This window comes from Paraburkholderia sp. DHOC27, assembly GCF_003429005.1.
Classification (GTDB): domain Bacteria; phylum Pseudomonadota; class Gammaproteobacteria; order Burkholderiales; family Burkholderiaceae; genus Paraburkholderia.
Window position 1 is genome coordinate 1 of the sequence record NZ_QVQV01000001.1, and the last position, 26,456, is coordinate 26,456.

The 26,456-nt window shown below is 61.4% G+C and carries 24 protein-coding genes; 6 read left to right on the forward strand and 18 right to left on the reverse strand.

Annotated elements, in window-relative coordinates; all coding sequences use genetic code 11:
- The first annotated feature begins 803 nt into the window (after nt 1–803).
- Complete coding sequence (gene rpoD, locus D0B32_RS00005; protein ID WP_117331644.1) at nt 804–2,792, forward strand: RNA polymerase sigma factor RpoD; 1,989 nt, start codon at nt 804–806, stop codon at nt 2,790–2,792.
- 44 nt (nt 2,793–2,836) lie between these two features.
- Nucleotides 2,837–3,259: a lysozyme inhibitor LprI family protein gene (locus tag D0B32_RS00010; RefSeq protein WP_117331645.1), complete on the forward strand. Its 423-nt coding sequence runs from the start codon at nt 2,837–2,839 to the stop codon at nt 3,257–3,259.
- Between the two features lie 36 nt (nt 3,260–3,295).
- Here D0B32_RS00010 and D0B32_RS00015 read toward each other — a convergent pair whose 3' ends face one another.
- The 8 genes from D0B32_RS00015 to D0B32_RS00050 form a co-directional block, all read right to left on the reverse strand.
- Nucleotides 3,296–4,684, reverse strand: coding sequence for an FAD-binding oxidoreductase (locus tag D0B32_RS00015; protein ID WP_117331646.1), 1,389 nt, complete (start codon nt 4,682–4,684; stop codon nt 3,296–3,298).
- A 37-nt stretch (nt 4,685–4,721) separates the two neighbouring features.
- The gene (locus tag D0B32_RS00020) at nt 4,722–5,903 is read right to left on the reverse strand and encodes a fumarylacetoacetate hydrolase family protein (protein WP_117331647.1); all 1,182 of its coding nucleotides are present in this window, start codon (nt 5,901–5,903) and stop codon (nt 4,722–4,724) included.
- Between the two features lie 113 nt (nt 5,904–6,016).
- The gene (locus D0B32_RS00025) at nt 6,017–8,056 is read right to left on the reverse strand and encodes an acetoacetate--CoA ligase (RefSeq protein WP_117331648.1); all 2,040 of its coding nucleotides are present in this window, start codon (nt 8,054–8,056) and stop codon (nt 6,017–6,019) included.
- Between the two features lie 66 nt (nt 8,057–8,122).
- Nucleotides 8,123–8,836, reverse strand: coding sequence for an ABC transporter ATP-binding protein (locus tag D0B32_RS00030; protein ID WP_117331649.1), 714 nt, complete (start codon nt 8,834–8,836; stop codon nt 8,123–8,125).
- Nucleotides 8,836–9,609, reverse strand: coding sequence for an ABC transporter ATP-binding protein (locus D0B32_RS00035; protein ID WP_117331650.1), 774 nt, complete (start codon nt 9,607–9,609; stop codon nt 8,836–8,838). Before D0B32_RS00035 ends, D0B32_RS00030 begins: the two co-directional genes overlap by 1 nt.
- On the reverse strand, nt 9,606–10,901 hold the full coding sequence (locus tag D0B32_RS00040; RefSeq protein WP_259294917.1) for a branched-chain amino acid ABC transporter permease: 1,296 nt from the start codon (nt 10,899–10,901) through the stop codon (nt 9,606–9,608). Before D0B32_RS00040 ends, D0B32_RS00035 begins: the two co-directional genes overlap by 4 nt.
- A 51-nt stretch (nt 10,902–10,952) precedes the next feature.
- Nucleotides 10,953–11,900: a branched-chain amino acid ABC transporter permease gene (locus tag D0B32_RS00045; protein WP_117331652.1), complete on the reverse strand. Its 948-nt coding sequence runs from the start codon at nt 11,898–11,900 to the stop codon at nt 10,953–10,955.
- A 67-nt stretch (nt 11,901–11,967) separates the two neighbouring features.
- Nucleotides 11,968–13,212 carry a branched-chain amino acid ABC transporter substrate-binding protein gene (locus tag D0B32_RS00050; protein ID WP_117331653.1) on the reverse strand — a complete coding sequence of 415 codons (1,245 nt, stop codon included), beginning with the start codon at nt 13,210–13,212 and terminating at the stop codon, nt 11,968–11,970.
- Nucleotides 13,213–13,789: 577 nt separating this feature from the next.
- On the opposite strand from D0B32_RS00050, the gene D0B32_RS00055 reads away from it, so the two are divergent.
- Nucleotides 13,790–15,352 carry a class I adenylate-forming enzyme family protein gene (locus D0B32_RS00055; protein ID WP_259294829.1) on the forward strand — a complete coding sequence of 521 codons (1,563 nt, stop codon included), beginning with the start codon at nt 13,790–13,792 and terminating at the stop codon, nt 15,350–15,352.
- Here the strand turns inward: D0B32_RS00055 and D0B32_RS00060 are convergent.
- The 3 genes from D0B32_RS00060 to D0B32_RS00070 all read right to left on the reverse strand — a co-directional run bounded on the left by D0B32_RS00060 (nt 15,264) and on the right by D0B32_RS00070 (nt 17,475).
- Complete coding sequence (locus D0B32_RS00060) at nt 15,264–16,385, reverse strand: alpha/beta fold hydrolase (RefSeq protein ID WP_117331655.1); 1,122 nt, start codon at nt 16,383–16,385, stop codon at nt 15,264–15,266. The genes D0B32_RS00055 and D0B32_RS00060 overlap by 89 nt on opposite strands.
- A 92-nt stretch (nt 16,386–16,477) precedes the next feature.
- Nucleotides 16,478–17,221 (reverse strand): hypothetical protein, encoded by a 744-nt coding sequence (locus tag D0B32_RS00065; protein WP_147329456.1) that lies wholly within the window; start codon nt 17,219–17,221, stop codon nt 16,478–16,480.
- Between the two features lie 89 nt (nt 17,222–17,310).
- Nucleotides 17,311–17,475: a DUF1090 family protein gene (locus tag D0B32_RS00070; protein WP_181969679.1), complete on the reverse strand. Its 165-nt coding sequence runs from the start codon at nt 17,473–17,475 to the stop codon at nt 17,311–17,313.
- A 151-nt stretch (nt 17,476–17,626) separates the two neighbouring features.
- On the opposite strand from D0B32_RS00070, the gene D0B32_RS00075 reads away from it, so the two are divergent.
- Nucleotides 17,627–18,853: a glycosyltransferase gene (locus tag D0B32_RS00075; protein ID WP_117331658.1), complete on the forward strand. Its 1,227-nt coding sequence runs from the start codon at nt 17,627–17,629 to the stop codon at nt 18,851–18,853.
- Between the two features lie 348 nt (nt 18,854–19,201).
- Here D0B32_RS00075 and D0B32_RS00080 read toward each other — a convergent pair whose 3' ends face one another.
- The 5 genes from D0B32_RS00080 to D0B32_RS00095 form a co-directional block, all read right to left on the reverse strand.
- Nucleotides 19,202–20,518 carry a PQQ-dependent sugar dehydrogenase gene (locus tag D0B32_RS00080; protein WP_404935527.1) on the reverse strand — a complete coding sequence of 439 codons (1,317 nt, stop codon included), beginning with the start codon at nt 20,516–20,518 and terminating at the stop codon, nt 19,202–19,204.
- A gap of 4 nt (nt 20,519–20,522) precedes the next feature.
- The gene (locus D0B32_RS00085) at nt 20,523–20,966 is read right to left on the reverse strand and encodes a DUF2231 domain-containing protein (RefSeq protein WP_117331660.1); all 444 of its coding nucleotides are present in this window, start codon (nt 20,964–20,966) and stop codon (nt 20,523–20,525) included.
- A gap of 13 nt (nt 20,967–20,979) precedes the next feature.
- The gene (locus D0B32_RS32415) at nt 20,980–21,117 is read right to left on the reverse strand and encodes a hypothetical protein (RefSeq protein WP_181969680.1); all 138 of its coding nucleotides are present in this window, start codon (nt 21,115–21,117) and stop codon (nt 20,980–20,982) included.
- A 79-nt stretch (nt 21,118–21,196) separates the two neighbouring features.
- The gene (locus D0B32_RS00090; RefSeq protein ID WP_259294830.1) at nt 21,197–21,694 is read right to left on the reverse strand and encodes a GFA family protein; all 498 of its coding nucleotides are present in this window, start codon (nt 21,692–21,694) and stop codon (nt 21,197–21,199) included.
- A gap of 105 nt (nt 21,695–21,799) precedes the next feature.
- Complete coding sequence (locus D0B32_RS00095) at nt 21,800–22,306, reverse strand: hypothetical protein (RefSeq protein ID WP_117331661.1); 507 nt, start codon at nt 22,304–22,306, stop codon at nt 21,800–21,802.
- A 195-nt stretch (nt 22,307–22,501) separates the two neighbouring features.
- Here D0B32_RS00095 and D0B32_RS00100 point away from each other — a divergent pair, with 195 nt between their 5' ends.
- The gene (locus D0B32_RS00100) at nt 22,502–23,131 is read left to right on the forward strand and encodes a helix-turn-helix domain-containing protein (protein WP_117331662.1); all 630 of its coding nucleotides are present in this window, start codon (nt 22,502–22,504) and stop codon (nt 23,129–23,131) included.
- 115 nt (nt 23,132–23,246) lie between these two features.
- On the opposite strand, the gene D0B32_RS00105 is transcribed toward D0B32_RS00100, so the two are convergent.
- Both D0B32_RS00105 and pcaQ read right to left on the reverse strand, forming a co-directional pair.
- The gene (locus tag D0B32_RS00105; protein ID WP_117333384.1) at nt 23,247–24,365 is read right to left on the reverse strand and encodes a 4-hydroxyphenylpyruvate dioxygenase family protein; all 1,119 of its coding nucleotides are present in this window, start codon (nt 24,363–24,365) and stop codon (nt 23,247–23,249) included.
- Nucleotides 24,366–24,649: 284 nt separating this feature from the next.
- Nucleotides 24,650–25,630 (reverse strand): pca operon transcription factor PcaQ, encoded by a 981-nt coding sequence (gene pcaQ / locus D0B32_RS00110; RefSeq protein ID WP_117331663.1) that lies wholly within the window; start codon nt 25,628–25,630, stop codon nt 24,650–24,652.
- A gap of 120 nt (nt 25,631–25,750) precedes the next feature.
- On the opposite strand from pcaQ, the gene pcaH reads away from it, so the two are divergent.
- Nucleotides 25,751–26,455: a protocatechuate 3,4-dioxygenase subunit beta gene (gene pcaH / locus D0B32_RS00115; RefSeq protein WP_117331664.1), complete on the forward strand. Its 705-nt coding sequence runs from the start codon at nt 25,751–25,753 to the stop codon at nt 26,453–26,455.
- Nucleotide 26,456 lies beyond the last annotated feature (1 nt).

A 26,456-nucleotide genomic window follows, 5' to 3' on the forward strand; every position in this document is an offset into this window, starting at 1 on the left:
CTGACGAATGATTAACCTGCGACTCTTCCGAAAAAGAGACAGGAAAACCTTCCTTTCATTACTGTGTGAGACTTGATACTTTCGCTTTACGTCAGGTTCCGAAGAACCCGACCGCGTCGCGCATCAAGCGCCCACACTTATCGGCTGTTAATTTTTAAAGATCATTCGCTCAGAAGCTCTGCTTTCTTCGCGTCCGTCATCAAACGGGAGGCGAATTATGGAATGCGGTTCGCATGCCGTCAAGGCTATTCGCGAAAAATTTTTGTGCTCGTGATGCGGTCGTATTCATCGCACTCGTCGCGCCGTTCGACACAGCGCCCCGGCACAAAGCGCGCACCCCCTTGCCAAAATCACTTGTGTCTCCATATAGGCAACCAGGGACGAAACGCGACACGTTGAGTGCGATGCAACCGCTCGCAACACGTCGCGGCGCATCGCGCGGCATCCATCTTTTCAGATACCGCAAAGATGTATTGCGATAAGTGAGCAACAACTGAGCTTCAACCGAGCAACAACTGAGTTGCGTCGTTGCGAGGATTGATCTGCCCCCAGGGCGCGCACCACTTGACCTTTTTCTACACATATCGCACGAGAGAAAGGAATGCGACCCAGAGTTCGTATATAATCGCTGGCCGCGCGAAATTTGCGCGTCTCTATGGGCCCGCTTCGCGCGGGCCAATCTTTTCGCTCTTTGCGAGCATAGACAAACCAGCCGCACGTATCACTCAGGTGATGTTGCGGCCTAGCCGAAACGCCTGAGCGTCGCGTCTTGCGCCTCATAGCGAGCCTTCGAGGAGAAGACATTGAACCCTTTCGATCGGGACGATTCCGCCGACAACTCCGTCGGATACTCAATCAAAGCCCCTGCCGGGCGAACCGCCAAAGGCAAGGGTGCGGGTAAAGCGATCCCGGTTGCTGCGGAAACCCTGCAGCAAGTCGAAGAGCAGCAACGCCAGATGCGCGCGCTGATCCAGTTGGGCAAGGAGCGCGGCTACCTCACGCACGCGCAGATCAACGATCACCTGCCCGACAACTTCGCGCAAACCGCGGCAATGGAAACCATTGTTGCCACCTTCAACGACATGGGCGTGGCAGTCTACGAGACTGCCCCCGATGCGGAAGCGCTGCTGCTGAACGCCAACTCGCCGGTAGTGACCGACGACCAGGCGGACGAAGAAGCGGAAGTGGCACTGTCCACCGTCGACTCGGAATTCGGCCGTACCACCGACCCCGTGCGTATGTATATGCGCGAAATGGGCGCGACGGAACTGCTGACGCGTGCCGGTGAAATCGCCATCGCCAAGCGTATCGAAGACGGTCTGCACGAGATGGTGCAGGCCATCGCGGCGTGCCCGTCGGCGGTTGCCGCCATTCTGGCAAGCGCTGACCAGGTTGCAGCGGGTGAACTGCGCATCGACGAACTGGTCGACGGCCTGAACGAGAACACGGCAGCAGAAGAAGAATCGGACGCCGGCGTCGAAGCCGCGGCCGATCTCGACGCCGAAAGCGACGACAGCGACGATAGCGACAGCGACGACGACATCCCCGCAGATTCGAACGCGGTGGACGAAGCGCGCCTGAAAAAGCTCACGGCCGATTGCCTCGAGATTTTCGCTCGCGTGCGCACCCGCTTCGACGAAGTGAACTCGCTGCATGCGCGCGACGCCACGTCTTCGAAGGCCCATCTGCGCGCACGCGAAGACATCCAGCAGGAACTGGCGGCGCTGCGCTTCACGGCGCGTACCATCGACCGCCTGTGCGGCGACGTGCACCATCAGGTCACGCAAGTGCGCGCCATCGAGCGTCGCATTCAGCAAATCGTGCTGGAAAAGAGCGGCATGCCGCGTGATCTGTTCATCGAGACCTTCCCGGGTCACGAAACGGATCTCGACTGGACCATGCGCATGGCTGGCAAGTCCAAGGAATTCGGCGCGGCGCTCGAACGCAATCTGCCGGCCATCCAGGCCGAGCAGCAGAAGCTGGTCGCAATCGAAGCCAATGTCTCGCTGCCGCTCAAGCAGTTGAAGGACATCAACCGCAAGATGGTGGCGGCCGAGGCCAAGATGCGCAAGGCCAAGGGCGAAATGATCGAAGCCAACCTGCGTCTCGTGATCTCGATTGCCAAGAAGTACGTCAATCGCGGCATGCAGTTCCTCGACCTGATCCAGGAAGGCAACATCGGTCTGATGAAGGCCGTGGACAAGTTCGAATATCGTCGTGGCTGGAAGTTCTCGACCTACGCGACGTGGTGGGTGCGCCAGGCGGTGACGCGTTCGCTGGCCGATCAGGCGCGCACGATTCGCGTGCCGGTGCACATGATCGAAACCATCAACAAGCTGAACCGTATTTCGCGCGAGATCCTGCAACAGACGGGTCAGGAAGCGCATCCGTCGGTGCTCGCGGCACGCATGGATCTGTCGGAAGAGAAGGTCCGCAGCATTCTGAAGATCGCGCGCCAGCCGGTGTCGATGGAAACGCCGATGGGTGAAGACGGCGACGCCACGCTTGGTGACATGATCGAAGACTCCGCGGCCACGTCGCCGGCGGATGCCGCCGTGCAGGCCGACTTGCGCATCGCCATCGACGACGCGCTGGATTCGCTCTCGCCGCGTGAAGCCAAGGTCTTGCGTATGCGTTACGGCATCGACACCAAGTCGGATCACACGCTCGAAGAAGTCGGCAAGCAATTCGACGTGACGCGCGAACGGATTCGTCAGATCGAAAGCAAGGCCATGCGCAAGCTGATGCACCCGAGCCGCGCCGATCGCCTCAAGTCGTTCCTTGACCGTTAAGCCGTAACACGCTTTGCCCAGTAGAAAGTCACGAAGGACCTGAAGTGAAACGCTCGCACTACGCTGCCGCTCTCCTGTCTGTGTCGTTTGGTTTGTTGTCGTCGGCCGCTTCGGCGGCGGACTGCGATCATCTGACAGGAGGCGTCGGCTTTGCGAGCGCGCAAACCAGTTTCGACTGCGCCGAGAAAACCCGCGTTGCCAACGAGCAGCAACTGGACGACATGGTTCAGAAGCTGCTCGCGACGCTGCGCGACGACAACAGGCGCGGCATCAAACCCCACACGGACTTCATCGCCGGCCAGCAGGCATGGGTGGCGTATCGCAACGCGGAATGTCAGTTCCGCAATAGCCTCGGTAGCGGCGCGCCCCAATGGGCGAAGGTGAACACCTCGCAGTGTCTCGCCAACATGACGGCCGCTCGCGTCAAGAATCTGCAGGACTATCTGCTGCAATCCAAGTCGGAATAACGGCTTGAAAATCTGAACGCGCGCAGCGTCAGAGCGTCAAAAAATCTTCCCCGGATTCAGAATACCTCGCGGATCGAGCGCGGCTTTTACCGCGCGCATCGCCACCACGTCCGCGTCACTGCGCGTGAACCCGAGATACCCCTTCTTCTTCGTACCAATGCCGTGCTCCGCGGAAACCGAGCCGTGGAATTCGCGCGTCACCTCGTAGATCACGTCGTCAATCTCGCCATGCAGCGTCTTTCCCGCACCAGGCACGTCGACCACGATATGAATATTGCCGTCCCCGAGATGGCCGTAGATCATCACCAGCGCCTGCGGCCAGCGCTCGCTCAAACGCGCATCGCAACGCGCGGCGACGTCGCCCACATCGCTGATTGAAAAGCTGACGTCGTAGGCCGCATGGTTCGGGATGAACTTCGGATACTCACCCGGTGCATCGCGTATCGCCCAGAAGGCCAGCGCATCCGACTCCGAACTCGCCACAGCGGCATCCGCGACCACATTCGCCTCCAGCATGCGGCCGAGAAACTCCTCGAATGCCTGCGCATGCCGAACCGGATCGCCGCCCACGCTTTCCAGCAAGACGTAATACGGATAGCGCTCATTCACCGGCGCTCGCAGACTCGGCAAGTTGGCGAGCACCGCGTCGTAGTATCCGGCCCACATCACTTCGAACGCGGAGACACCCGCCGCGAGCCCAGCCTGGGCCTCTTCGAGTAACTGCGTCACTGCGCTGTACGAAGGCAGCGCACACCACGCTGTCGCCACCGCTCGCGGCCGCTGCCTCAACCGCAAGACAGCCCGCGTGATCACGCCGAGCGTGCCTTCGCTGCCAATCATCAGGTTGCGCAGATCGTAGCCGCTATTGTTCTTGATCATCTTGTGCAACGCGCCGACCACTTCGCCGCTCGCCAGCACCGCTTCCAGTCCGAGCACCTGATCGCGCATCATCCCGTACTTGATGACGCGGTTGCCACCCGCATTCGTTGCGAGATTGCCGCCAATCGTGCAACTGCCGCGCGCGCCGAGATCGAGCGGGAAATACAGGCCGGCGTCGAGTGCAGCTTCCTGCACGACCTGCAACGGCGTACCGGCCTCCACCGTCATCGTGCCCGAGGTACGGTCGATCTCGACAATGCGATTCATCCGTTCCAGGCTCAGCGCCACCTCGCCGTCGCGCAGATTCGCACCGCCTACGAGGCCCGTGAGGCCGCCTTGCGTCACAACGGGCTGACGGTACTCGTCGCAGACACGCAATGCCGCAGCGACTTCCTGCGTATTGCGCGGCCGGATGATGGCGCGTGGCGTCGCGCCCGGCAAGCCGCTCCAGTCCACCACCTGGCGCGAGCCGAATCGCGCCGGCAACGTCACCACTTCCGTACCCAGCGCTTGAAGCAAGGCATTGATCACATCGTCGTGCTGCACCGCTGCCTCCTTTGCGTCAACGAATGACGTGGCGCGATCAAAGCAGTCCGCGTTTGGCGAGACTCTGATACAACGCCCTCACGCCGAAAGTCCAGGGCGTAATTTCGGTGGAAAGCTGCACCGTGTTGACGAGCGCGCCGAGCAATGGCGTTGCAATCGTCACCACATCGCCCAGATGATGCGTGAAGCCAGCGCCGGTTGCATCGCGGTCTTTGATCGGCGAGAACATCGTGCCGAGGAACAACATGAATCCATCGGGGTACTGATGATGCGCGCCGCACGTCTGCGCAACGAGATCAGCAGGATCGCGGCTGATCTCCCGCATGTGGCTCACGCCTTCCAGCACGAATTCATCCGTGCCTTCAATGCGCAACGACAGGCTCGCGGCGCGCACGGTGTCCAGCGTGAAGCGCTCATCGAACAGCCGCACGAACGGGCCGATTGCACACGAGCCGTTGTTGTCTTTTGCCTTGCCGAGCAGCAAGGCCGAGCGGCCTTCGATATCGCGCAGATTTACATCGTTACCGAGCGTGGCGCCCACAATCGCACCGGCGCTATTCACCGCCAGCACGATCTCCGGTTCCGGGTTGTTCCACACCGAAGTGGGATACAGACCGACGTCCGCGCCCAGCCCCACGGCAGACATGGGTTGCGATTTGGAGAACACTTCGGCGTCGGGTCCAATGCCCACTTCCATGTATTGCGACCACGCCCCGCGACGTTCGAGTTCGGCTTTGAGTTTCATCGCGGCATCCGAACCCGGCTTGATCTTCGCGAGATCGGTGCCGATCAGTTCCGTGATCGTGCGACGCACTTCGAGCGCCTTCGCGGCATCGCCGCCCGCTTGCTCCTCGATCACGCGTTCGAGCAGACTCACGGCGAAGGTCACGCCGCATGCCTTGATAGCCTGCACATCGCACGGCGCGAGCAAGCGTGGCCCCGCGTGTGCCGCCTGGTCAGAGGATGACGCAAAGCTCGCTTCGATCAGCGCAGCGACCGGACCCAACGCTTCACCCTGCGCGTCACGGGCAATCTGCACGGCATCCGCGCGGTCGAACAGATCGGCGGTGGTCGGCACCGTGCGCGTGATATCGAAGACCTGGCCGCCGCGCACCACCACGACGGCCGGTCCATCGACCGGCGCGGGACGCCACACACGGCCTATCAGCAGCGCGTGGTCGAGATCATCAGGAAGGCAGGAGGCAGGATCGGTTCGCATATCGGCATGTCCGCAACGTTGACCAGAAACTGATGCTATCCACGGGATCGCTCAGTGTCCACCGGATTCATGACATTGCGGATCGGCACGGCACTATCTGGGACCGATGCGCGCTAACCGCCGCGCTGCGCTGCATGCGCCGCCGCTTGCCGCACGTACCAGTCCAGACATTGCGGGTTCGCCATCGCCTCGCGATTGACCACCTTTTCAAGCACATGCCCGAGAAACAGCTTCTTGATCGGCACTTCCTGCTTTTTGCCCGACAACGTACGTGGAATTTCCGGCGCCTGCAAAATCTGGTCCGGCACGAAGCGCGGTGACAGCGAGGTCTTGATGGCTGCCGTCAGGCGTGCTTCGAGTGCCGCATCGAGCGCGATGCCGTCACGCAGCACCACGAACAGCGCCAGAAAGCTTTCGCGTCCGAGAAACTCCAGATCGATCACCATCGAGTCGAGCACCTCAGGCAACGCCTCTACAGCGGCGTAGATCTCGCTCGTGCCCATGCGCAAGCCCGCGCGGTTGATCGTAGCGTCGCTGCGTCCATAGATCGTGCATGCCCCGTCTGCGTCGATCTTGAGCCAGTCGCCGTGACGCCATACACCGGGGTAGACATCGAAATAGCTCGACAGGTAGCGCGCATTGCCGGCGTCGCCCCAGAAATACAACGGCATGGCAGGAATGGGACGCGTGCACACGAGTTCGCCCACCTCCTCCAGCACCGCTTGCCCGGCCTCATTCCACGCTTCGACGGCGGCGCCAAGCTGGCGACATTGCATCCGTCCTGGCACTTGCGGTAGTTCGCGGTTGCCGGTGAGGAAATTGCCGCTCAAATCCGTGCCGCCGGAAATATTAAGCCACCAGATGTCCGGATTGCCGAGCGCGGCGAATTGCGCGCTACCCCAGCGCTGCACGTCTTCAGGCAGCGGCGAGCCGGTTGTGCCGATTGCACGCACACGTGAAAGGTCACCGCACTCCGCGAGCGACAGCCCCGCCTTCATGCAGTTGCCGTGGAACGCGGCGCCCGCGCCAAACACCGTCACGTGGTGGCGGGCGGCAAAGCGCCATAACACGCCCCAGTCGGGCCGTTCCTTGCTGCCGCTGGGGCAACCGTCGTAGAGGCAGATCGTGGCCCCGACCAGCAAACCCGTTAGCTGCACGTTCCACATGATCCAGCCCGTGGACGTGTACCAGTGGAAGCGCTCGCCCCAGTTGTTGCTGCTGTAACTCGCGCCGTAGTCGGTGTGCAGAATCACGCTCAGTGCCGTGACCAGCACACCGCCGTGGCCCTGCACGATCGGTTTGGGCAAGCCGGTCGTGCCGCTCGAATAGACCACCCACAGCGGGTGATCGAATGGCAGCCATTCGGGGACGAACCCAGCGGTGGCCGCGTCGTCGCGTGCCGTCACCGCGGCAAAACTCAGCGCGTCTGCAACACGGGACGACGCATTCGGTGTTTCCAGCACGATCAGCGTTTGCACCGTGGGCAGCGCGTCACGCAGCGACGCTACCACCTGGCTGCGATCCAGTGGACGCCCCGCGTAATGCACACCATCCACGGCGATCAGGACACGCGGTTCGATTTGACGAAAGCGGTCGCTTACGGCCTGCAAACCCATGTCCGGCGCGCACACGCTCCACACGGCACCAATGCTGCTGCAGGCGAGAAACGCCACCACGGTTTCAGGCACGTTCGGCAAGTACGCCACCACCCGGTCGCCGCGCTGCACACCTTGCTCGCGCAACGTTAGTGCGAGCGCGGCCGCCTGCCGCTTCAATTCGCGCCAGCTCAGTTCCCTGACACGCCCCTGTTCGTCCTCGCTGACGATGGCCGGCATACCCGCCGCATGGGCCGCCTCTCCATGCCGCAACACCTGCTGTGCGTAGTTCACCTGTGCGCCGCTGAACCAGCGTGCGCCCGGCATACGTTCCTCGGCGAGCACCTCATTGTAGGGCGTCGGCGACTGCATCCCGCCGTATTCCCAGATGCTCGCCCAGAACGCGTCGAGATCCGTGACTGACCAGCGCCACAGCGCATCGTATGAATCGAACGCAAGCCCTCGGCTTCGCTTTAGCCAGTCCTGATACAGACGGATTTGCGGAACATGGGCGGCACGCGAAGCCTGGTTGCCGGCGAGAGAATCGTTAGTGCTCATATTTTTCGTTAGCCATCCCTGGGACTTTATGAAAGCAACGACATGCGATCAAGCGGCGCCCGTGCACTACACTTCCAGCCACTCCTTGCGCACCTGTGCATTCGCCTTGAGCTCCGCGGGTGTCCCTTCGAAGACGATGTTTCCGTGCCCCATCACGTAGACGCGCTGCGAGATGTCGAGCGCGATGGCGAGCTTCTGTTCGATCAGCAGCACGGATACACCGCGCTCTTTCAACGCCTGCAAATATTCGCCCACCAGCGCCACCAGTTTGGGCGCGAGTCCTTCGGTGGGTTCGTCGATGAGAATCAGGTCGGGGTCACCCATCAGCGTGCGGCACAGCGTCAACATTTGCTGCTCGCCGCCGGATAACACGCCCGCCGCGGTGTTTTCGCGCTCTTTCAGGCGCGGGAACATGCCGTACATTTCACTGAGCGTCCAGCGCGGTTTGCTTTGCCGGCGATTGCGCTTCTCGCCCAACAGCAGATTCTGACGCACGGTCAGCGTAGGAAAGATGTCGCGATTTTCCGGCACGTAGCCAATGCCAAGCTGCGCGATTTCGAAGGTACGACGCCCGAGAATTTCCTCGTCACGAAAGCGCACCGAACCCGCGGCCTTGACCATACCGAGGATCGTCTTCGCCATCGTGGAGCGCCCAACGCCATTGCGCCCAAGCAAGGTGACGATCTCGCCTTCGTCGACGTGCACATCGACGCCCTGCAAAATATGGCTCTTGCCGTAGTACGCGTGCAGCCCTTGCACGTCGAGCATGCGCTGAACCATCAGTGCGCTCCTTCTATGGAGCTTTCGTCGAGGGACGCGCCGAGATACGCCTCCTTGACCTTGCTGTTGTTGCGGATTGCCTCAGGCGTATCCGTCGCGATCACTTCGCCGTACACCAGCACCGAGATGCGATCCGCGAGACCGAACACCACGCCCATGTCGTGCTCGACCATCACGAGCGTTTTGCCTTCCGTGACCTTGCGGATCAATTCCACCGCCTGATCCGATTCCGACCGGCTCATGCCCGCCGTGGGTTCGTCGAGCAAAATCACCTCGGCGCCGCCGGCAATGGTGATGCCGATTTCCAGCGCGCGCTGTTCCGCGTACGTAAGCAGACTCGCCTGCGTATCGCGCCGACGCTGCAGTCCGATCAGTTCGAGCACCTCTTCGGCGCGCTGCCGCGCGTCGTGCAGTTGGGACAACCGGTGCCAGAAAGAGTACTTGTAGCCGAGCGACCACAGCACCGCGCAACGCAGATTCTCGAACACCGAGAGCCGGTGGAAGATGTTCGTAATCTGAAAACTGCGCGACAGTCCCATGCGATTGATGACGAACGGCTTCAGGCCGCCAATCTCCGTACCGTTGAGCTTCACTGAGCCGGAACTCGGCGCGCTGCGTCCCGAGATCAGATTGAACGTAGTGGATTTGCCCGCGCCATTCGGACCGATCAGCGCGTGACGCTCGCCCTTTGGGATGCTGAGATTGACGCCGCGAATGATTTCCGTCTGGCCGAATTTCTTGCAGACGTCGCTAAGTTCCAGTGCCGCTGTCATCGTGCACCTCTCACAACCTGCGCCACGTCCGCTATTTCGACCTGCACGGCGTCCCACGCGCGATGCACGCGCGCCACGGCCGCCCGCCAGCCCAATGCCCCTGCGACCCACAATACGGCCGCGACGACCCACGGCTTGAAGGACGCCGCGTCGAAACCGATGCCAGCCATCGTCATGCCGGTGCCGTTGTCGCTATCAATCTGCAGTTTGTAGGTGAGTTCAACCGTCAGGATCAACGCGGCCAGAAGGACGACGCCCGCGCCCAGCGCGACCGCGTAAGAAGGCAGCATGCGATTGAACTTACGCGCGGCGAACAGCGGCACCTGCTTCATCAGCAGACTGGACACGCCGCCAGGGACGAACATCACCATCAGCACGAAGAACAGCCCCAGATAAAGTAGCCACGCCTGCGTCAGGCTGGACAGTGCAACGGCAAACAACACGAAGATCACCGCGCCGATCACAGGCCCAAAGAAAAATCCGCCACCGCCGATAAACGTGGCCAGCAATACACTGCCCGAATGCGCGGCGCCCACGTTTTCCGCCGAGACGATTTCGAAGTTGATGACGGACAGGCCACCGGAAATGCCCGCAAAGAAGGCCGACAGGATCACCACGAGATAACGCACGCGCTGCGTGTTGTAGCCGACGAATTCGGCCCGCTCGGCGTTGTCACGCACCGCATTCGCGATGCGGCCCAATGGCGTCTGGGTCCACGCGTACATGGCGATCATCGACACGAGGCACCACACCGCGATCAGGTAATACACCTGACGTCCTGGTCCATAGGTGATGCCGAGCACCGCATTGCCCACCACGCGGTTGGTGGAAACGCCGCCCTCGCCGCCAAAGAAATCCGGAAACATCAACGAACTGGCGAACACCATTTCGCCGATCCCCAAGGTAATCATGGCGAACGTGGTGCCCGCCTTGCGCGTGGTCACGTAGCCGAACAGCACGCCGAAGAACGCACCACCCAGGCCCCCCACCAGCGGCAGCAGCGACACCGGAAACCACACCGCGCCCGCGCCGATCTGGTTGAGCAGATGCACGGCGATAAATGCACCCATGCCCGAATACACCGCGTGACCAAACGACAGCATGCCGGACTGTCCGAGCAGCATGTTGTACGACAGCGCGAAGATGATCATGATGCCCATCTGCGATAGCAGCGTAATCGCGAAGCCGCTGGAAAAGATCAACGGCGCGATCAGCATCACGAGGACTGTGAGCCCCCAGATCAGATAGCGCGCGAGGTGACGAGGCGACGCGGCGGTACGGCCAGGGGCCATGACCTGGTCGTAACCGTGACGCAAGCTGGGTTTCAAAGTGGGTTTCATGCGTTAGCCTTCCCGGGTTCCCATGAGACCACGTGGGCGCACGATCATCATCACCACCATCAGCAGGTAGGGCAACACGGGGGCCATCTGCGAGATGGTGAGTTTCCACACCGAGGACAGCGGCGTCGCGCTCGTCACATGCAGACCGATGGCGCCGAACAGATCGGCGAGCGACGCGTCGATCGTCACCGCGAACGTTTGCAGCAAGCCGATCAGCAACGACGCGATGAAGGCGCCCGCGAGCGAGCCCATGCCGCCCACCACGGCGACCACGAACACGATCGTGCCGACCGACGCAGCCATCGAAGGCGACGTCACGAACGCATTGCCGCCAATCACGCCCGCGAGGCCCGCGAGCGCCGCGCCGCCAGCGAACACCATCATGAACACGCGCTGCACGTTGTGGCCGAGCGCTTCGACCATCTGCGGATGCGTCAACGCGGCCTGAATCACGAGACCGATGCGTGTGCGCGTTAGCACGACGTACATGGACACCAGCATCAACACCGAGACCAGCATCATGAACGCACGGTACTTGGGAAACACCGAGGTGAAGACCTGGAACAGCGGACCATCCAGCTCTGCAGGAATGCGGTACGGCACCGCGGACTGCCCCCACACCAGCTTGACGGCTTCCTCGATCAGATACGCGAGGCCGAAGGTGAACAGCAATTCGGCTACGTGTCCGTACCTGTGGACGGTGCGCAAGCCGAAGCGCTCGACGAGCGCGCCCACCACCACCACGAGCAGCGGAGCAAGCACCAGCGCGGGCCAGAAACCGAGCTTGCTGGCAATGGCATACGCAAAGTAGGCACCGAACATGTAGAAGCTCGCGTGCGCGAAATTGAGCACGCCCATCATGCTGAAGATGAGCGTGAGCCCCGACGAGAGCAGGAACAGCAGCAGCCCATAGCTGATGCCGTTCAAGCAGGAGATGACGAAGAATTCCACGGACAATGTTCCTTACTTCATGCAGCAGCGCGGGCCATGCGCCTCGTCCAGCTCATCGCAGTGCGCTCTAGTTAGGGCGCTTCATCTGGCACGTGGTGGGTTGGGTAGCGGACGCAGCGTCGAGCACGGTTTCGGTACGCCAGCCGTAGCCCGTTTTTTCCTGGTCGTATTTGACGTCCTTGCCGTCCACCTTCACCCACGTTGCGATGACGAGAGGCTGCTCTGCCTGATGGTCGGAGGCGCGCATTTCCACCGTGCCGTTCAGGCTTTCCACCTTCATGCCTTCAAGGGCTTTGGCCACCTTGACCGGATCGGTGGATTTCGTTTCCTTGAACGCCTTGCTTAGCAACGCGACCCCAGTATAAGCGGCCATTTCGAAGAAATCGTCATCGTATTTTTTCTTGAAGCCGTCCATGATCTGATCGGCCTGCGGCGGATTGCCCTTCGTATTCGGGCCCATGTAGCCCACGTAGCGCACATGCCCTGCGCCTGCCGCGCCCATCGCGGTCGGCACGCCCGTCGTGGAGGCGTAGTAAGTATAGTAATTGGCGGTCACGCCCGCGTCCTTGCCCGCCTTGATCAGCAGCGCGAGATCGCTGCCCCAGTTACCCGTGATGACCGTATCGGCACCGGATGCCTTGATCTTGCTCGCGTAGGGCGAGAAGTCCTTGACCTGGGCCAGCGGGTGAAAATCATCGCCTACGATCTGGATATCCGGCCGCTTGCGCTTGAGGTACTCCTGCGCGGTACGCGACACATCGTGGCCGAACGAATAATCCTGATCGATCAGATAGACCTTCTTGACGTTCGGATCCTTGGCAAGGAAGGTGGTCAACGCTTCCATCTTCATGTCGGAGTTCGCATCCAGACGGAAGTGCCAGTAATCGCACTTGGCATTCGTCATGGCCGGGTCCACCGCCGCGAAATTCAGGTAGATGATCTCCTTGCCGGGATTGCGCGCATTGTACTTGGACACCGCATCTTCGAGCGCCAGCCCAACCGAAGAACCATTGCCTTGCGTGATATAGCGGATGCCCTGGTCAGCCGCCTCGTTGAGCAAGGTCAGGCTCTGCTGCGGCGACAGCTTGTTGTCGAACGGCACCATTTCGAATTTGGGTCCGCCGGCCCAGTCCTGCTGATTGGCCACCTCGGTCACGTATTGCCAGCTTTTCAGTTCGTTGTTGCCGAGGGAGCCCATCAGGCCCGACAGCGTGTCGATATACGCAATGCGGACTGTCTCCGCCGAGGCGACAGCGGAGGCGAGCGCAAAGACAACCGCAGCGCCAGCCGCCAGGGAACGCACCATTTTCATTGTGTTGTCTCCTACGATCCTGGAATGGATGCAGCTATTTTGTATAACTAACTATCTGTCCAGACATTGCCTGGACAGATCAAACGAACGTTCGCGCGGGACGCGCCGTGGCTGTGTGCGGCATGGCCGCGGCAAGAAAACGGACGAGACTGCAACAACGATAGCAAGAACGGCTGGCCGACATGCTTCGTATCTCCATGCCAAATGAAATTGCTTCAATTGACGAAGTAATGCGCGTCTATCAGGGATGACTATAGCGGGAATTCGACACACAATTTCGCACGACCGTTCGGAGCATGTCAACGGGCAAACGGCGCAATCGGCCTTTCTGGCGGGGCGTAACCGGGAAAACACCTAGCGCAAATCGACGCATCAACAGAAGCGCATGGGCGTGCTTTTATTTACACGACGATGGCCCGCACGTATGATCGTCCGGCATCCGGCGTGGACGTCTGCACTACAGAACAACATCGAGGAGCGTTGTAATGGCCGTGAAAGTTGCGTTTCAATCGCGCAGTAAGGTCACGTCACGATTCGCGCTGAATCGCGATATCGCAGACCGCGGAGGTGCATGCGCATGAGCTGGCTCGACGCGTTGCAGGACCAGCCGTTCGTCTGTATCACCGACATGCTGAAACGCTTCGCAAGCGAACGTGCCGGGCATGCCGCCCTGATCTGCGACGGCCGCATCGTCACCTACGCGGAACTGGATGTGCAGGTCGATCGTTTTGCCGCGGCCTTGCAGCGCGAGGGACTCATGCCTTGCGATGCCATCGCACTGTGCGCGAGTGCCTCGGTCGACTACGTCGTGGCGTTTCTGGGCGGTTTGCGCGCGGGTGCAGTGGTGGCGCCGCTTGCACCGTCGTCGAGCGCGGCGAGCCTGGTCGGCATGATCGACAATTCACGCGCACGCTGGCTGTTTCTCGACGCCGAAGTCTTCGGGCTGCTTGAACCGTTGGCCAGCGAAATCCGCGCAACGGCGATCGCACTCGACGATCATCCAGGCCACCTCGCGCTGCGCACATGGCTCGCACCTGAAGGCGTGGCGCCGCGTTCTGTCGCGATCGACCCCGCGTGGCCGTTCAACATCATCTATTCGTCCGGCACGACGGGCACACCCAAAGGCATCGTGCAATCGCACGGCATGCGCTGGGCTTACGCGCAACGCAGCATCGAACGTGGCTACGGGCCGCATGCCATCACGCTGATTTCCACGCCGCTGTATTCGAACACCACGCTGGTCAGCTTCATGCCGACGCTCACGTTTGGCGGCACAGTCGTACTGCTGCCGAAATTCGATGCCACGCAATATCTGACGCTCGCCCAGCAGCACCGCGTGACACACACGATGCTGGTGCCGGTGCAGTATCAGCGGCTCATGGCGCACGCTGACTTCGACCGTTACGATCTCTCCTGTTTCCAGGCCAAGTTTTGCACCAGCGCGCCATTTGCGGCAAGCGTGAAGGCCGACGTCGTGCGGCGCTGGCCTGGCAAACTCACCGAATATTACGGCATGACCGAAGGTGGCGGCTCATGTCAACTGGACGCGCACGACTTTCCGCACAAGCTGCACACCGTGGGCAGGCCGGTGGAGGGCCACGATATTCGCCTGATCGACGAGTCAGGCAATGAAGTGCCGCGAGGGGACGTGGGCGAAATCGTCGGTCATTCACCGGCCATGATGACGGGCTATTACCGGCAACCGGAAAAGACCGCCGAAGCGGAATGGTACGACCCGAGCGGCAAGCGCTTCATTCGCACGGGTGATATGGGCCGCTTCGACGCTGACGGTTTTCTCACGCTGCTCGATCGCAAGAAAGACATGATCATTTCGGGTGGCTTCAACGTCTACCCAAGCGATCTGGAGGCGGAATTGCGCGCCCATCCAGACGTTGCAGATGCAGCCGTAATCGGCACGCCCTCGGAGCAATGGGGTGAGACGCCTGTGGCATTCGTGGTGCGAAATCCGAATGCCACGCTCGACGAGAACGCGTTGCTCACGTACATCAATACGCGTCTCGGCAAGATGCAACGCATCTCCGCCTTGAAGTTCATTGATGTGTTGCCGCGCAGTCCGATCGGCAAAGTGCTGAAACGGGAGCTACGCGAGCAGTGGCGTGGTGCCGCGGAACCGCTTTAATCGAGGCTTCGACCGGAGGCGTGCCTTCGATAAACGTGTCGATGCGAGCGGCCAGTTGGCGCGGATACTGGTACATCATCGCGTGCCCCGCATCCTTGACCTCTACCAGCGTGGCTTGCGGCACGACGTGACTGAGCACCACGGTATTGTCGGGCTGCAACACCTCGTCGTCGGTCCCAACGAGCGCGAGAGTCGGCACCGTCAACTTGCTCAGACGCGCATACGCGTGATCGTCCAGCTTCCAGCGCTGCATCAATTTTTGCTGGGCGGTAGTCACGTCCGCCGGAATCGAGGGTACCGAATAGCCCGCGGGAATGAACATGTCCTGTCTGAAGCACGCGTTGGCCTCCTGCTCAACGTTGGCGGGAAACAGCACATCCATCACGCGTGCAAAGGTGGCGCCTGAGCCGCCGGACAAGATGTTTTCAACGTCATGCGGCACGGCCACCGCGCGTGGCCCCGGCGGCATGGTCGACATCAACACGAGCCGCCCCACCAGCGAAGGATGATCGAGCGCCAGTTGCTGTGCAATCATGCCGCCCATCGACCATCCCACCACCGTCGGGTCTTTGAGCTTGAGGGCCGAGATGAGCGTGGCGGAATCGCCCGCCAGATCCTTGATGCGGTAGTCCGCATTCACGGCACTCGATTTGCCGATACCCCGGTTATCGAAGACGATCACTTCGTGATGCTTTGCCAGCGCGCCGAGGAAATACGCGTTCCAGTTCGCGATGGTGGCGCGATAACCGGTGATCATCACGATCGGACTACCCTGGCCGAAGCGGTAGTAGCCAATCGAACCATGCGGCGTCCGCAATACCTGCTCATTGCCGACAGCGCCGCGATCCGGGCGCGGCATGTCGGCGCCGCACAGCATATCCGGCTGATACGCGACCGGCGCGGCGTGCACGATCACCGTGCTCTGGGCCGCCACCAGTCCGACACACACCAGCACCCTGGCGAGCAGATGGCGCAACACGCGTGTCTTGCGGGCGGGCACAACGTTCGCGCTTTCCGGCAGACGGAATTTCATGGCAGCCTCCTTTAACAGGTACGCCTCGATCGTACCGGGAGACACTTAGCGGAAAGTGAGCCAAGCCTGGGCTTCCGCGCATCAGCGGCCCACTACCTCGTGCCGTCGAACACGACGATGTCGGAGCGATCCTGCCTGGGTAACGCAATCAGCAGGCGCCCTTCATCGAGCAGCGCGCGTCCGGTCACCGTGGTGTTCGGCACCGCGCAAGGTGCTGCGTTGAAGGTGATGGAGGCGCTATAGGCGTTGACACCGTTATCCGGTGACACGCTGCCACGAAACTCGCAACCGTTCGACGTGGTGCCCGCCAGCAAGCCGTCGCGCGCGACCAGCATCTGTGCCGAGCCCACGCTCTGCAAGGAACTCATCTGCCCGCTGTATTCGCCCGCGACGGCGCCGAGACCCGGACCCTGCCCGAGCGAAGGCGCGGGACTCGCGGAGAACGTCATCGGCGTTCCGCCACTATCCGCGACGATGGTTCCGCTCACGTTCGGCGAGCGCGAGAAATCGATTTGCACCTGAACGGGTGCGGCTGCCGCGTCAGGCGCGAGACTGTAGCGCGTCGCCGATTTGCCGTTGAACTGGCCAGTACCGGACTGTTGGCCATTGGTCGCGACGATCACGCCCACCGTGGGCTTCTGATAGAAGAGCCAGGCGGAGCCGTCGAAGACTGTCAGCAGCGTGACGGGTACACCGGTAGAAAACGCCCCGTGATAAACACCGGCGGACGAGACCAGCAGATTGCTCGCCGACTGGGCCGACAGCCGCGGTGGACTGCCCGTGCTGCATGCACCGAAAACCATGCTACAAGCCACGCCCATCAGTATTTTTTTCATGACCGCACCTTGGCAACGGGGATTCGATGAAGATCGGCTTACAGGGAAAAGAGTATGCATTAAAGCGCGCCCTGTCACGCGGATCTTCTTCAGTTGACCCGCTCCGTGAGCAAGCGGTCCAGCTCGGCGTGCGCGTCGTCCACCTTGCGTTGCCGTTGCGCGAGTTTCGTCGCGCCGTTGCCTTCGCTGCGGGCAACCTGTAAGTCATGTTCGCGTTCTGCGAGGCGCGTTTGTGCCTTGGCGATGTCGCGCATCGCGCTCCTGAGGGGGCCCGCTGCGTCCGTTGCGTACGTTGCCGCCTTAAAAACGATAATGGGCATTCTTTGCGATAATGCAGAACGACAGTCAACGATTCTGACAGCGTGCTTTCAGCATTGCACGCATCGCCTCGCAGCACGATCCATCATGCTCGACCCGACTTGCTCCACGCCTGACGACACGCGCATCCGGCTTCTCTTCCACATCACGGACTTCAACGACGGCGGAATCGAATCCTCGCTGATTCAATGGTTGCGCATTCTCGACCGTGAACGCTTCCATCTCGCGCTTTCGGTGACGTACCGCTCGCCTGCCTTTGAAAGCCGCTATCGCGCGCTGATCCCAAAGGATGTGTCCGTCGAAGTCCTCGTTGACCGCCCATCACTGGGTTACTTTCAGAAGAAGCGTTACGCGCGCCAGCTCGGCAAGCTCGGACGGATTGCGCGCGACATCCACAACGCGTTGCTCGTGCGTCCCCACATGGCCGCGCGTATCGAACATCTTGCGCGCAAGGCCGACGTCATCGTCGACTTCGATATGTCGTTGCGGCGCCTGGCGGGCCGCTTCAATGTTGCATGGCTGGGCGTGAATCACTTCAGCTTCGACGCGCGTCTGGGCGGCCGCCCGCGCAGAATCCGCCGGATGCTGCAGCAGTACCAGCGTTATGAGAGCATCGTTGCGCTGACCGAGCATATGGCCGACGAAGCCACGCAGATGTTCGACGGTCAATTGACACGCCTCGTCGTGCTGCCCAACGCAATTGATATCGAATCCATTCGCGAACGGGCGGCGCTGCCCGTCGCATCGACGGCGCCGGACGGTGCTTCATACATCGTCTCAGTGGCGCGGCTCGACGAGATCCAGAAAGATCACCGGACCTTGTTGAGAGCCTACGCGGAGCTTCGAAACCAGCACGCCATCGCGGAACACCTCGTGATCGTCGGAGACGGTGCGTATCGCGATGAATTGCAGAGCTTGACGCAAGAGCTTGGCGTCGCAGAGTGCGTTCACTTCATCGGTCATCAGGACAACCCATATCCGACCATCGCCAATGCGTCGGTTCTCGTGCTGAGTTCCAAATACGAAGGAATGCCAATGGTTTTGCTGGAAGCGCTCGCGCTCGGCAAGGCCATCGTCGCGACAGACTGCCCCACCGGTCCACGCGAGATTCTGGACGATGGCAAAGCCGGCACACTCGTTCCAATTGGCGACACACGTGCCCTCGCCTCTGCCCTGGCGCGTCTCTTGACCGACGACAGATGGCGCACCGTATCAGCGGCGAATGCGGTGAGACGTGCTTCGTATTACGGAATCGAGGAAAGTAACCGGCGGCTTGTGGCGTGTATCGAAGCCATGCTGCCGCGCACTGCGTAGTCGATGAGCACGTTTGCGGTTACCGCGCATGCAACCGGAAGACCAGCAAAAAGCGCATGTTTCAGGAGTTTGAAACCGCTGAAAAAGCGCCAGGCGTCGCCTATTAGCAACACACCGTTATCGTCTGATGAAGCGGCGGCCTGATGCAGCGGGCCTCTCCAATATCACCATAATTCTCATACAAAACACCCGATTTGAAAGCTTACAACTGGCATGTACGATGCACTGGCGTACGCGCTTCCCGGCGCGGCGTGTGTGATTCAGCCGCGGCTTCGCCTGCGGCTTTTTTTTGCCTGACGATGACTCGCGCTTTGCCCGAATTGTCACGCGAGAGTCGGCTTGACAGGCCTAACCGCCCGCTTTCGTCACCCGCCAGACGGCGTTGCCCACGTCGTCGGCGATGATGAGCGCGCCGTCGCGGTCCTGCGCGAGTCCCACGGGCGCGCCATACAGTTCTTTCTCGTCGCCCGAAGCGAAGCCCGTCACCACCGGCTTCGGCGCGCCCACAGGCTTGCCGTTCTCGAATGCGACGTACACCACCGCGTAGCCGCTAAGCGGCGAGCGATTCCAGCTGCCATGCTCGCCGATGAACGCACCGCCCTGATACGGAGCCGGCAAATTGTTGCCGCTATAGAAAAGCAAACCGAGCGGCGCGACGTGTGAACCAATTGAGTAGTCCGGACTAATCGCTTTTGCGACCAGATCGGGGCGTTGCGGGCGCACCCGGCTGTCGACGTGCTGCCCCCAGTAGCTGTACGGCCAGCCATAGAAGCCGTTTTCTTTCACCGAGGTCAGATAATCGGGCGCGAGGTCCGGGCCGATCTCGTCCCGTTCATTGGCCACCGCCCACAGTTGTCCGGTTTTTGGCTCCCATTGCAGCCCGGTCGGGTTGCGAATGCCTGCCGCGTAAATGCGGCTGCCGCCTGTGGCGATATCCACTTCGAGCACATCCGCCCGACGATATTCGACTTCGAGTCCGTTCTCGCTGACATTGCTGTTCGAACCCACACCGACGAACAGCTTCTTGCCGTCGGGGCTCGCGAGCAACGCCTTGGTCCAGTGATGGTTGACCGTGTCTGGAAGATCAGTCAGTTCGACGCCGCGCGTCGCAATGCTGGTTTCGCCGGTTTGGTACGGGTACTTCAGGATCGCATCCGTATCCGCCACGTAAAGCGTGTCTCCAACCAGTTGCATGCCGAACGGCGAATGCAGATGGTCGATGAAGGTGTATTTGTCCCATTGGCCGCTGCCGTCAGCACGCTTGCGCAGCAGCGTAATCTGGTTGGCCCCTTTGGCTTTCTTGCCGGAGCGCTCCGTAATCAGGCCGGCAATCAGCTGCTTCGGCGTGGTCACGGCTTCTTCATTGGGGCTGTTCGATTCCGCAACAAGGATGTCGCCATTCGGCAAAACGTAGACTTGCCGCGGATGATGCAATCCCGCGGCGATCTCTTCGATCTTCAGACCGTTCGCCACCTTCGGCTTTTCACCGTTTTGCCAGCCAACGTATTTGGGCACCTGAATGGGAGGCGCGAGGAAGGCACGCGCGCCAGGCAACGGGGGATTGGCGCCGGCCTGATTCTCCGGGTCGTATTGCGCGTGATCCGAGCAACCGGAGACGAAAACCACGCTAACCGTTATTGCAGCAACGAGGACGCCGCTCGAGATTGGCCTATTCACGGAGCGCCCCTTTGAAAGTGAACGAAGCAATGGCCAGTGCGAGCTGTCCGACGCTCAGCAGCGCCACCGTCAACACCGACAGGATCACGTTGTCCGGCACCATTCCGTAAGCATCCCGGCTATGGATAAAGGCATTGGCGATGGCAGCCAGGATGCCCAGCAGGTTCAGCAGGAAGTCCACTCGCTCGACAGGCAGCACCCGATTGCGCGAAGGCAGCCATACATGGAACAGATTGATCAGACGCGGAATGATGGCGAAGAACAGCCCCGTGGTGATCATCCATGCTGCGCCTTTCCCCCAGAACACGTTGCCCGTGGTGGCGTAGGTGATGTCGAAAATGAGTGCGCCAACGAACAGGCCATACGGAACTGGATTGAGCAGATCGAAGACTGCCTTGGCGAAGCGGGATTGATAGGTGGTGGCGGTGAGGGTCATGGGTCGTCCTCGATCAACTTCTGGCCGATGCCACGATGTGGCTGGCCGGCGGCTTCATGCTGTCGTTGCCCGCTTCGTGGGCCTTTTTACACGCGCCCACACCACACACCAGCGGAACTACGGCCATCGCAACCCATACGAATCGTTTCATTTTGTCCTCCTTACGACACACTTTGGATCGGGTATCGACGCCCTTCGCGTCCTGCCTTTCGCGTCCTGCTTTCGCGTCCTTACCCGATGCGATCGCCTTCGTATTCCGTGCGGACATGCTGGGGCAACCACGGCTCTTTATGGCAACACCACAGTTCGTACGTTGGCTCGTAAAGACCCGGTTGATCAAATGCGCCCAACGGTATGTCCACTTCGTCGTTGCCCACTTCTTCCATGTATGCGACCGAGCCGCACGTCGGGCAAAAATATCGCCGCTTCTCAGGCGAGCTTTGCCAAGCCTGTAGCGGGCCCGAAAATTCGACTGCGTCGCGGGCGAACATGGCAAACGCGGCAAAGGCGCTGCCATGCATGCGACGACAGGTCATGCAATGGCACAGCGAAACGCGCCGGGGTTTCGCGGTCACGCGAAACCTCACGGCGTGACACGCGCATCCGCCGGTTTGCTCTATCAGCCCTGGTTCTTGCTTTGGTTGCTGCGTCAGTTCCGTTTGCCCAACTCGCCTGGAATCCGCGTTCATGATGACGTTGCCCCGCTGATCGACATCAACGATCAGCATGTGACGTGCCACGTGGTAACGCGCGCATGCGAACGCCCTTCGCACCGGGCACGCGATATGCAAAAGCTCGCGGCGCTTACTGGCGTGAAGATGACACCGCTGCCATCAAGCTTTTTTGGAGCGCGGCGGCGCCGCATTGAGGAGCGGATTGAAGCCGCCCGAGCGGGTCGGTGCAGAGGGGGCTTTCGCGCGGCGTCGCTTGTCCGGCGGCGCGCTATCGGATAGTTGGGTCAACAGATCGTCCGCGCCGGCGGCCTCGTTGGCACCCGTCTTGTTGCTCGCTCGCGCACGGGGACGCGTTTCGCGCGCGCCGCGCGCCTTCTTCGTGGCCGGCGCTCGCGACGCGCCAGCAATATGCTCGATCACCGAAGCGAACGAATCAAAAACCGACTGCAGCGCATCTCCCGGCAGCATGGTCAGCACCACGACCTCGTGCAGGGATCGGCCGTCTACGGCAGTGACATCCAGCGCGCCGTCCCACTCCATCCCCGTGTGCGCGAATCCGCCGGCGACGCGTTCCAGCACCGCAGGCGACAGCACGCCACCGTCATACAGGCCGATGACAACGCGTTCGAATAGCTGAAACGGAGTCGGTTGTGCAGCCTTTGGCATGGTTTGACGTCTCCCTGATGGTGCTGCAACGAAGGCCGTGGCCGCGCGTAGAAATACTGTATTGCCTTATATCGTCGAGCGGGTGGACAGTCTCGCGGCCTCCGAGCTTTCTTTCCGCGCCGCTAAGCCCGCAGCACCGAATGTTATGATCGGAAACAGCGCACGCCAACGGGCCTGCCATTGCTCCGACACCTCATGGATACCCATCTCACCAAATCCGCCGAGCCTTCTACCTCGGATCTGGGCCGCCGTGTGCGCGCCGCGCGTCAGGCGCAGGACCTGACGCTGGAAACCGCCAGCCGCCTGTGCGGCGTGTCGCGCTCGACCCTGTCGAAAGTCGAAAACGGCCTGATGTCACCCACTTTCGACGTGCTGCAAAAGATCGTGCTCGGCCTCAAAATCGAAATCGGCGAACTGTTCGGCTCGACGCCGAAGGTGAGCGCCGGCGGCCGCCGCGCGTTGACCCGCAAGGACGCGGGCCAGCGTCACGCCTATCGCGGCTATCAGATGGAGTTGCTGGCCACGGACCTCGCCCACAAGGCGATGCTGCCGTTTCGTATCCGCATCTCCGCGCATACGCTCGACGCGTTCGACGATTGGGGCCGCCACGAAGGCGAAGAATTCCTGTACGTGATTAGCGGCAGCGTGTGCCTGTATTCCGAACTCTACGCGCCCACCCATTTGAACGCGGGCGACAGCCTCTACTTCGATAGCCGCACCGGTCACGCCGCGGTTTCCACCAGCGAGGAAGATGCAGAGGTGCTGTGGATGGCGACCAACGCCGATATTCCGCACGCGCCGTCGACGGAAACCGCGAAGAAGTGACGCGTATCGAGCGGCGACTGTGGCGTGTTATTCGCGCGGTGCAGACGTTAGCGCTTCTTCCGTAGCCGGTCCCAACCCCTTCGATCTGCCCTGCGATCAACCAGCTTTGGACCGGTCAGCGCGCCTGCGCCAACGCACTCAGGTTGCCCTCACCAAAGCCGTGATGGCCTTTGCGCTGCACGATTTCAAAGAAGATCTCGCCCGCGCGGCGGCGCACGAAGGTCTGGAAAAACAGCAACGGCACGCCATCGCTGCCAATCTCGCCATCCACGAGAATCCGGTCACGCTTGAGGCGTTCGAGATCGAGACCGTGGCCCGGCAAACGCGCGTCGATCTGTTCGTAGTAACGCGGCGGCGGCTCGACGAGTTCGATACCGTTGGCGATCAGTTGCTCGACGCAGCCGAAGATGTCGTCCGTTGCCAGCGCAATGTGCTGGACGCCCTCACCCGGATGATCGGGCAGATACTCGTGCATCAGGTTCGTGCGGCGCGTGCCTTCCTCGTAGAGCGGAATGCGGATCGCACCGCACGGCGAAACCATGACCCGCGATTCCGCCGATACGTGCCAGTTGGCATGCAGCTCGTGAATCTCGCGGAAATTCAGCAGGTCGCGATAGAAGTCGAGCCACTCCTGCATGCGGCCCGCGCCGACGGTTTGCGTCAGATGATCAATGGCGATGAGACCCGTGCCCGCATGACTGAGATCGGCGTGCGCGGTGCCGATTTCGATGGGGCGAAAATCAATGTCGAAGATCGAGATGTCGCCGAGTCCACCTTGCTGGCCACCGCGCCCGCGCCAGCGGTCCACGAAATAAATGTGCGAATCGCCGATGCCTTGAATGGCGGGAATCAGCAACTCGCCCTTGCCGACCTTTTCGCCTTCGAATTCCCACGCGCCGAGATCAAGCGCACGATCGAACGCCTGTTGGGCGTCGGCGACGCGAATCCCCACCGCGCAAACGCCGGCGCCGTATTCCTCTGCGTAGCGCGCGGCAAATGAATCCGGCTCCGCGTTGAGCAGAAAATTCATGCCGCCCTGGCGGTACAGCGTGACGTCCTTGCTGATGTGACGCGCAATGGGCTTGAAACCAAGCTGCTCGAAGGTGAGCCCGAGTTGCTGCGGGTCGCGCGCGGCGAATTCCACGAACTCCAGCCCCGCAGTGCCAAGCGGATTGTGCTCCGCGTCCGATACCGCCCGCAGCGTGTCGTCCGGGCCAGGCAGGTCGCTGGACATGGCGTTCTCCTTGAACATACGTTTAATGCTCGTTCTGATGTTGTAGGCAGGCTGGCGGCATTGCGCAACGCTGCGGCACTGCGACCCAAAGGGTGCTTTGTATACGCCTCAGACCACCGGGAGTGCGCGCGTACACCGTTGATCACTTTCGCACCGTGTTTGTACACCGCCCACGGTATCGTCGCAAGCACGAAATGTACCGAACGGTTCAAAACATACGATTCACCTGCACGCTTTACCGCGGGTACTTTCACGGCGCCGCTTAGCGTGCACGGCACCGCACATCAGCGAGCGGCGCGCCTACGCTTAGGCGCTTTTGCCGGCTCGGCCGCTGCGGCCATGCGCTGCCGGGCGACCGTACGCAGCGCGTCGATCAGCGCATGCCCCACCGGCGAGGGCTGCGTGTCGGAGCGGCGGATCAGGCCAACCGGCTCCTCCGTGCCTGCGAATGGCAGCGGCAAACGCACCAGCATGCCGTGTTTCAGCTCGTATTCCACGGCACTTTGCGGCACGAACCAGACCGCGTCGTTCTCGAGCGCAAGCGCGCGCCCCGTGGAAACCGACAACACTTCCACGAACGCCGCGAGCGGCGGCACGCCCCACGCAGCCAGCAAACTCTCCGCCGACTGCCTGATCAGCGTGCCGAAGGGCGGTACGACCACGGTATAGCCGTCAAGCAACATGGCAGGCAAGCCGCTGCCCGTGGCCAGCGGGTGGCCGGCGCGCACCACCGCTACGAGCGGTTCGCTAAACAGTTGCTCGAAGTTCAGACCTACCATGCGCTCAGGATCCGCCAGCCGTCCCACCGCAAATTCGATGCTGCCCGCTTTCAGGCGCTCCAGCAACTCCGCGTTGGACCCCGTGGCGAGCCGCACGATGACCCGCGGCCACTCTACGGCGAACAGCTTGAGCACCGGCGGGGCCAGCGCGGCCGCAATGGTCGGCAGAATGCCGATCTCCAGCGTGGCGGCCACTGCGCCCTCGGCCCGCGCGAGCAGGTCCACCCCTTGCCGCAACGCGCTCACACAGGCGCTGGCGTGCGGCATGAAAAGCTGCCCGGCGTGCGTCGGCACGGCCCCATGACGGCCGCGTTCGAACAGCTTGACGCCCAGAATGGTCTCCAGCTCCGCCACCGTCTTGGAGACCGCCGGTTGCGTGATGGACAGGCTCTCAGCCGCCTTCTGGACCCCGCCGAACTGCGCGACGGCCAGAAAGCACTGAAGGTGACGGAATTTGACGCGGCTGTCCGCGAGGCTGCGTTGCATAACGACAGGTTATACGAAAGGCGAGAAAACGTCATTTTGCATAACTTCCCGGATTGGCTAAAGTTCGCACATACCCGCTGTGGCATCGCGAATCCAACAATCCCCTCACGGAGACACCTCATGGACGAGTCCATCCTGAGTCCGCGCGACTTCGAGTCCCATCCCCTATACGTTTCTCCCAGCTATGGGTCGTCCGTGAAGCGCGGCCCGACCCGCCCGCTGATTCCGCTGAAGGAAAAGCTGCGTGATCAACGCGTGCCGGTGTATGGCACGGAGGACCTCGGCGCGCTGGACAACGACCTGACCCGCAATGCCGCGCGCAATGGCGAGCCGCTGGGCGAACGCATCATCGTGACGGGGCGCGTGCTCGACGAGGGCGGCCGGCCGGTGCGCAACACGCTGGTCGAGGTATGGCAGGCGAACGCCGCCGGGCGCTACGTGCACAAGGCGGATCAGCACGATGCGCCGCTCGATCCGAACTTTCTCGGCGCGGGCCGCTGCATCACGGACAACGACGGCCGCTATCGCTTTCTGACGATCAAACCGGGAGCGTACCCGTGGGGCAATCATCCGAATGCATGGCGCCCGAATCACATTCACTTTTCACTGTTCGGCGATTACTTTGGATCACGCCTTGTTACGCAGATGTATTTCCCGGGCGACCCCTTGCTCGCTTTCGATCCGATTTTCCAGGGCACGCCTGAGCAAGCGCGCGAACGTTTGATCTCGCGTTTCTCGCTGGATACGACCAAAGAAGCTTACGCGCTGGGTTACGAATTCGACATCGTGCTGCGCGGCCCGAATGAAACGCCGATGGAGCGCTAAG

Bases quoted from the DNA above. Each gene is read 5' to 3' on its own strand.
- D0B32_RS00030 (WP_117331649.1), bottom strand. From the start codon at position 8,836: ATGGTTCAGCGCATGCTCGACGTGCAAGGGCTGCACGCGTACTACGGC.
- D0B32_RS00075 (WP_117331658.1), top strand. From the start codon at position 17,627: ATGCTCGACCCGACTTGCTCCACGCCTGACGACACGCGCATCCGGCTT.
- D0B32_RS00065 (WP_147329456.1), bottom strand. From the start codon at position 17,221: ATGAAAAAAATACTGATGGGCGTGGCTTGTAGCATGGTTTTCGGTGCA.
- D0B32_RS00035 (WP_117331650.1), bottom strand. From the start codon at position 9,609: ATGACAGCGGCACTGGAACTTAGCGACGTCTGCAAGAAATTCGGCCAG.
- D0B32_RS00060 (WP_117331655.1), bottom strand. From the start codon at position 16,385: ATGAAATTCCGTCTGCCGGAAAGCGCGAACGTTGTGCCCGCCCGCAAG.
- D0B32_RS00025 (WP_117331648.1), bottom strand. From the start codon at position 8,056: ATGAGCACTAACGATTCTCTCGCCGGCAACCAGGCTTCGCGTGCCGCC.
- D0B32_RS00050 (WP_117331653.1), bottom strand. From the start codon at position 13,212: ATGAAAATGGTGCGTTCCCTGGCGGCTGGCGCTGCGGTTGTCTTTGCG.
- D0B32_RS00100 (WP_117331662.1), top strand. From the start codon at position 22,502: ATGGATACCCATCTCACCAAATCCGCCGAGCCTTCTACCTCGGATCTG.
- D0B32_RS00085 (WP_117331660.1), bottom strand. From the start codon at position 20,966: ATGACCCTCACCGCCACCACCTATCAATCCCGCTTCGCCAAGGCAGTC.
- pcaQ (WP_117331663.1), bottom strand. From the start codon at position 25,630: ATGCAACGCAGCCTCGCGGACAGCCGCGTCAAATTCCGTCACCTTCAG.
- D0B32_RS00020 (WP_117331647.1), bottom strand. From the start codon at position 5,903: ATGCGAACCGATCCTGCCTCCTGCCTTCCTGATGATCTCGACCACGCG.
- D0B32_RS00040 (WP_259294917.1), bottom strand. From the start codon at position 10,901: ATGGCCCCTGGCCGTACCGCCGCGTCGCCTCGTCACCTCGCGCGCTAT.
- pcaH (WP_117331664.1), top strand. From the start codon at position 25,751: ATGGACGAGTCCATCCTGAGTCCGCGCGACTTCGAGTCCCATCCCCTA.
- D0B32_RS00055 (WP_259294829.1), top strand. From the start codon at position 13,790: ATGAGCTGGCTCGACGCGTTGCAGGACCAGCCGTTCGTCTGTATCACC.
- D0B32_RS00095 (WP_117331661.1), bottom strand. From the start codon at position 22,306: ATGCCAAAGGCTGCACAACCGACTCCGTTTCAGCTATTCGAACGCGTT.
- D0B32_RS00105 (WP_117333384.1), bottom strand. From the start codon at position 24,365: ATGTCCAGCGACCTGCCTGGCCCGGACGACACGCTGCGGGCGGTATCG.
- D0B32_RS00070 (WP_181969679.1), bottom strand. From the start codon at position 17,475: ATGCGCGACATCGCCAAGGCACAAACGCGCCTCGCAGAACGCGAACAT.
- D0B32_RS00090 (WP_259294830.1), bottom strand. From the start codon at position 21,694: ATGCTGATCGTTGATGTCGATCAGCGGGGCAACGTCATCATGAACGCG.
- D0B32_RS32415 (WP_181969680.1), bottom strand. From the start codon at position 21,117: ATGAAACGATTCGTATGGGTTGCGATGGCCGTAGTTCCGCTGGTGTGT.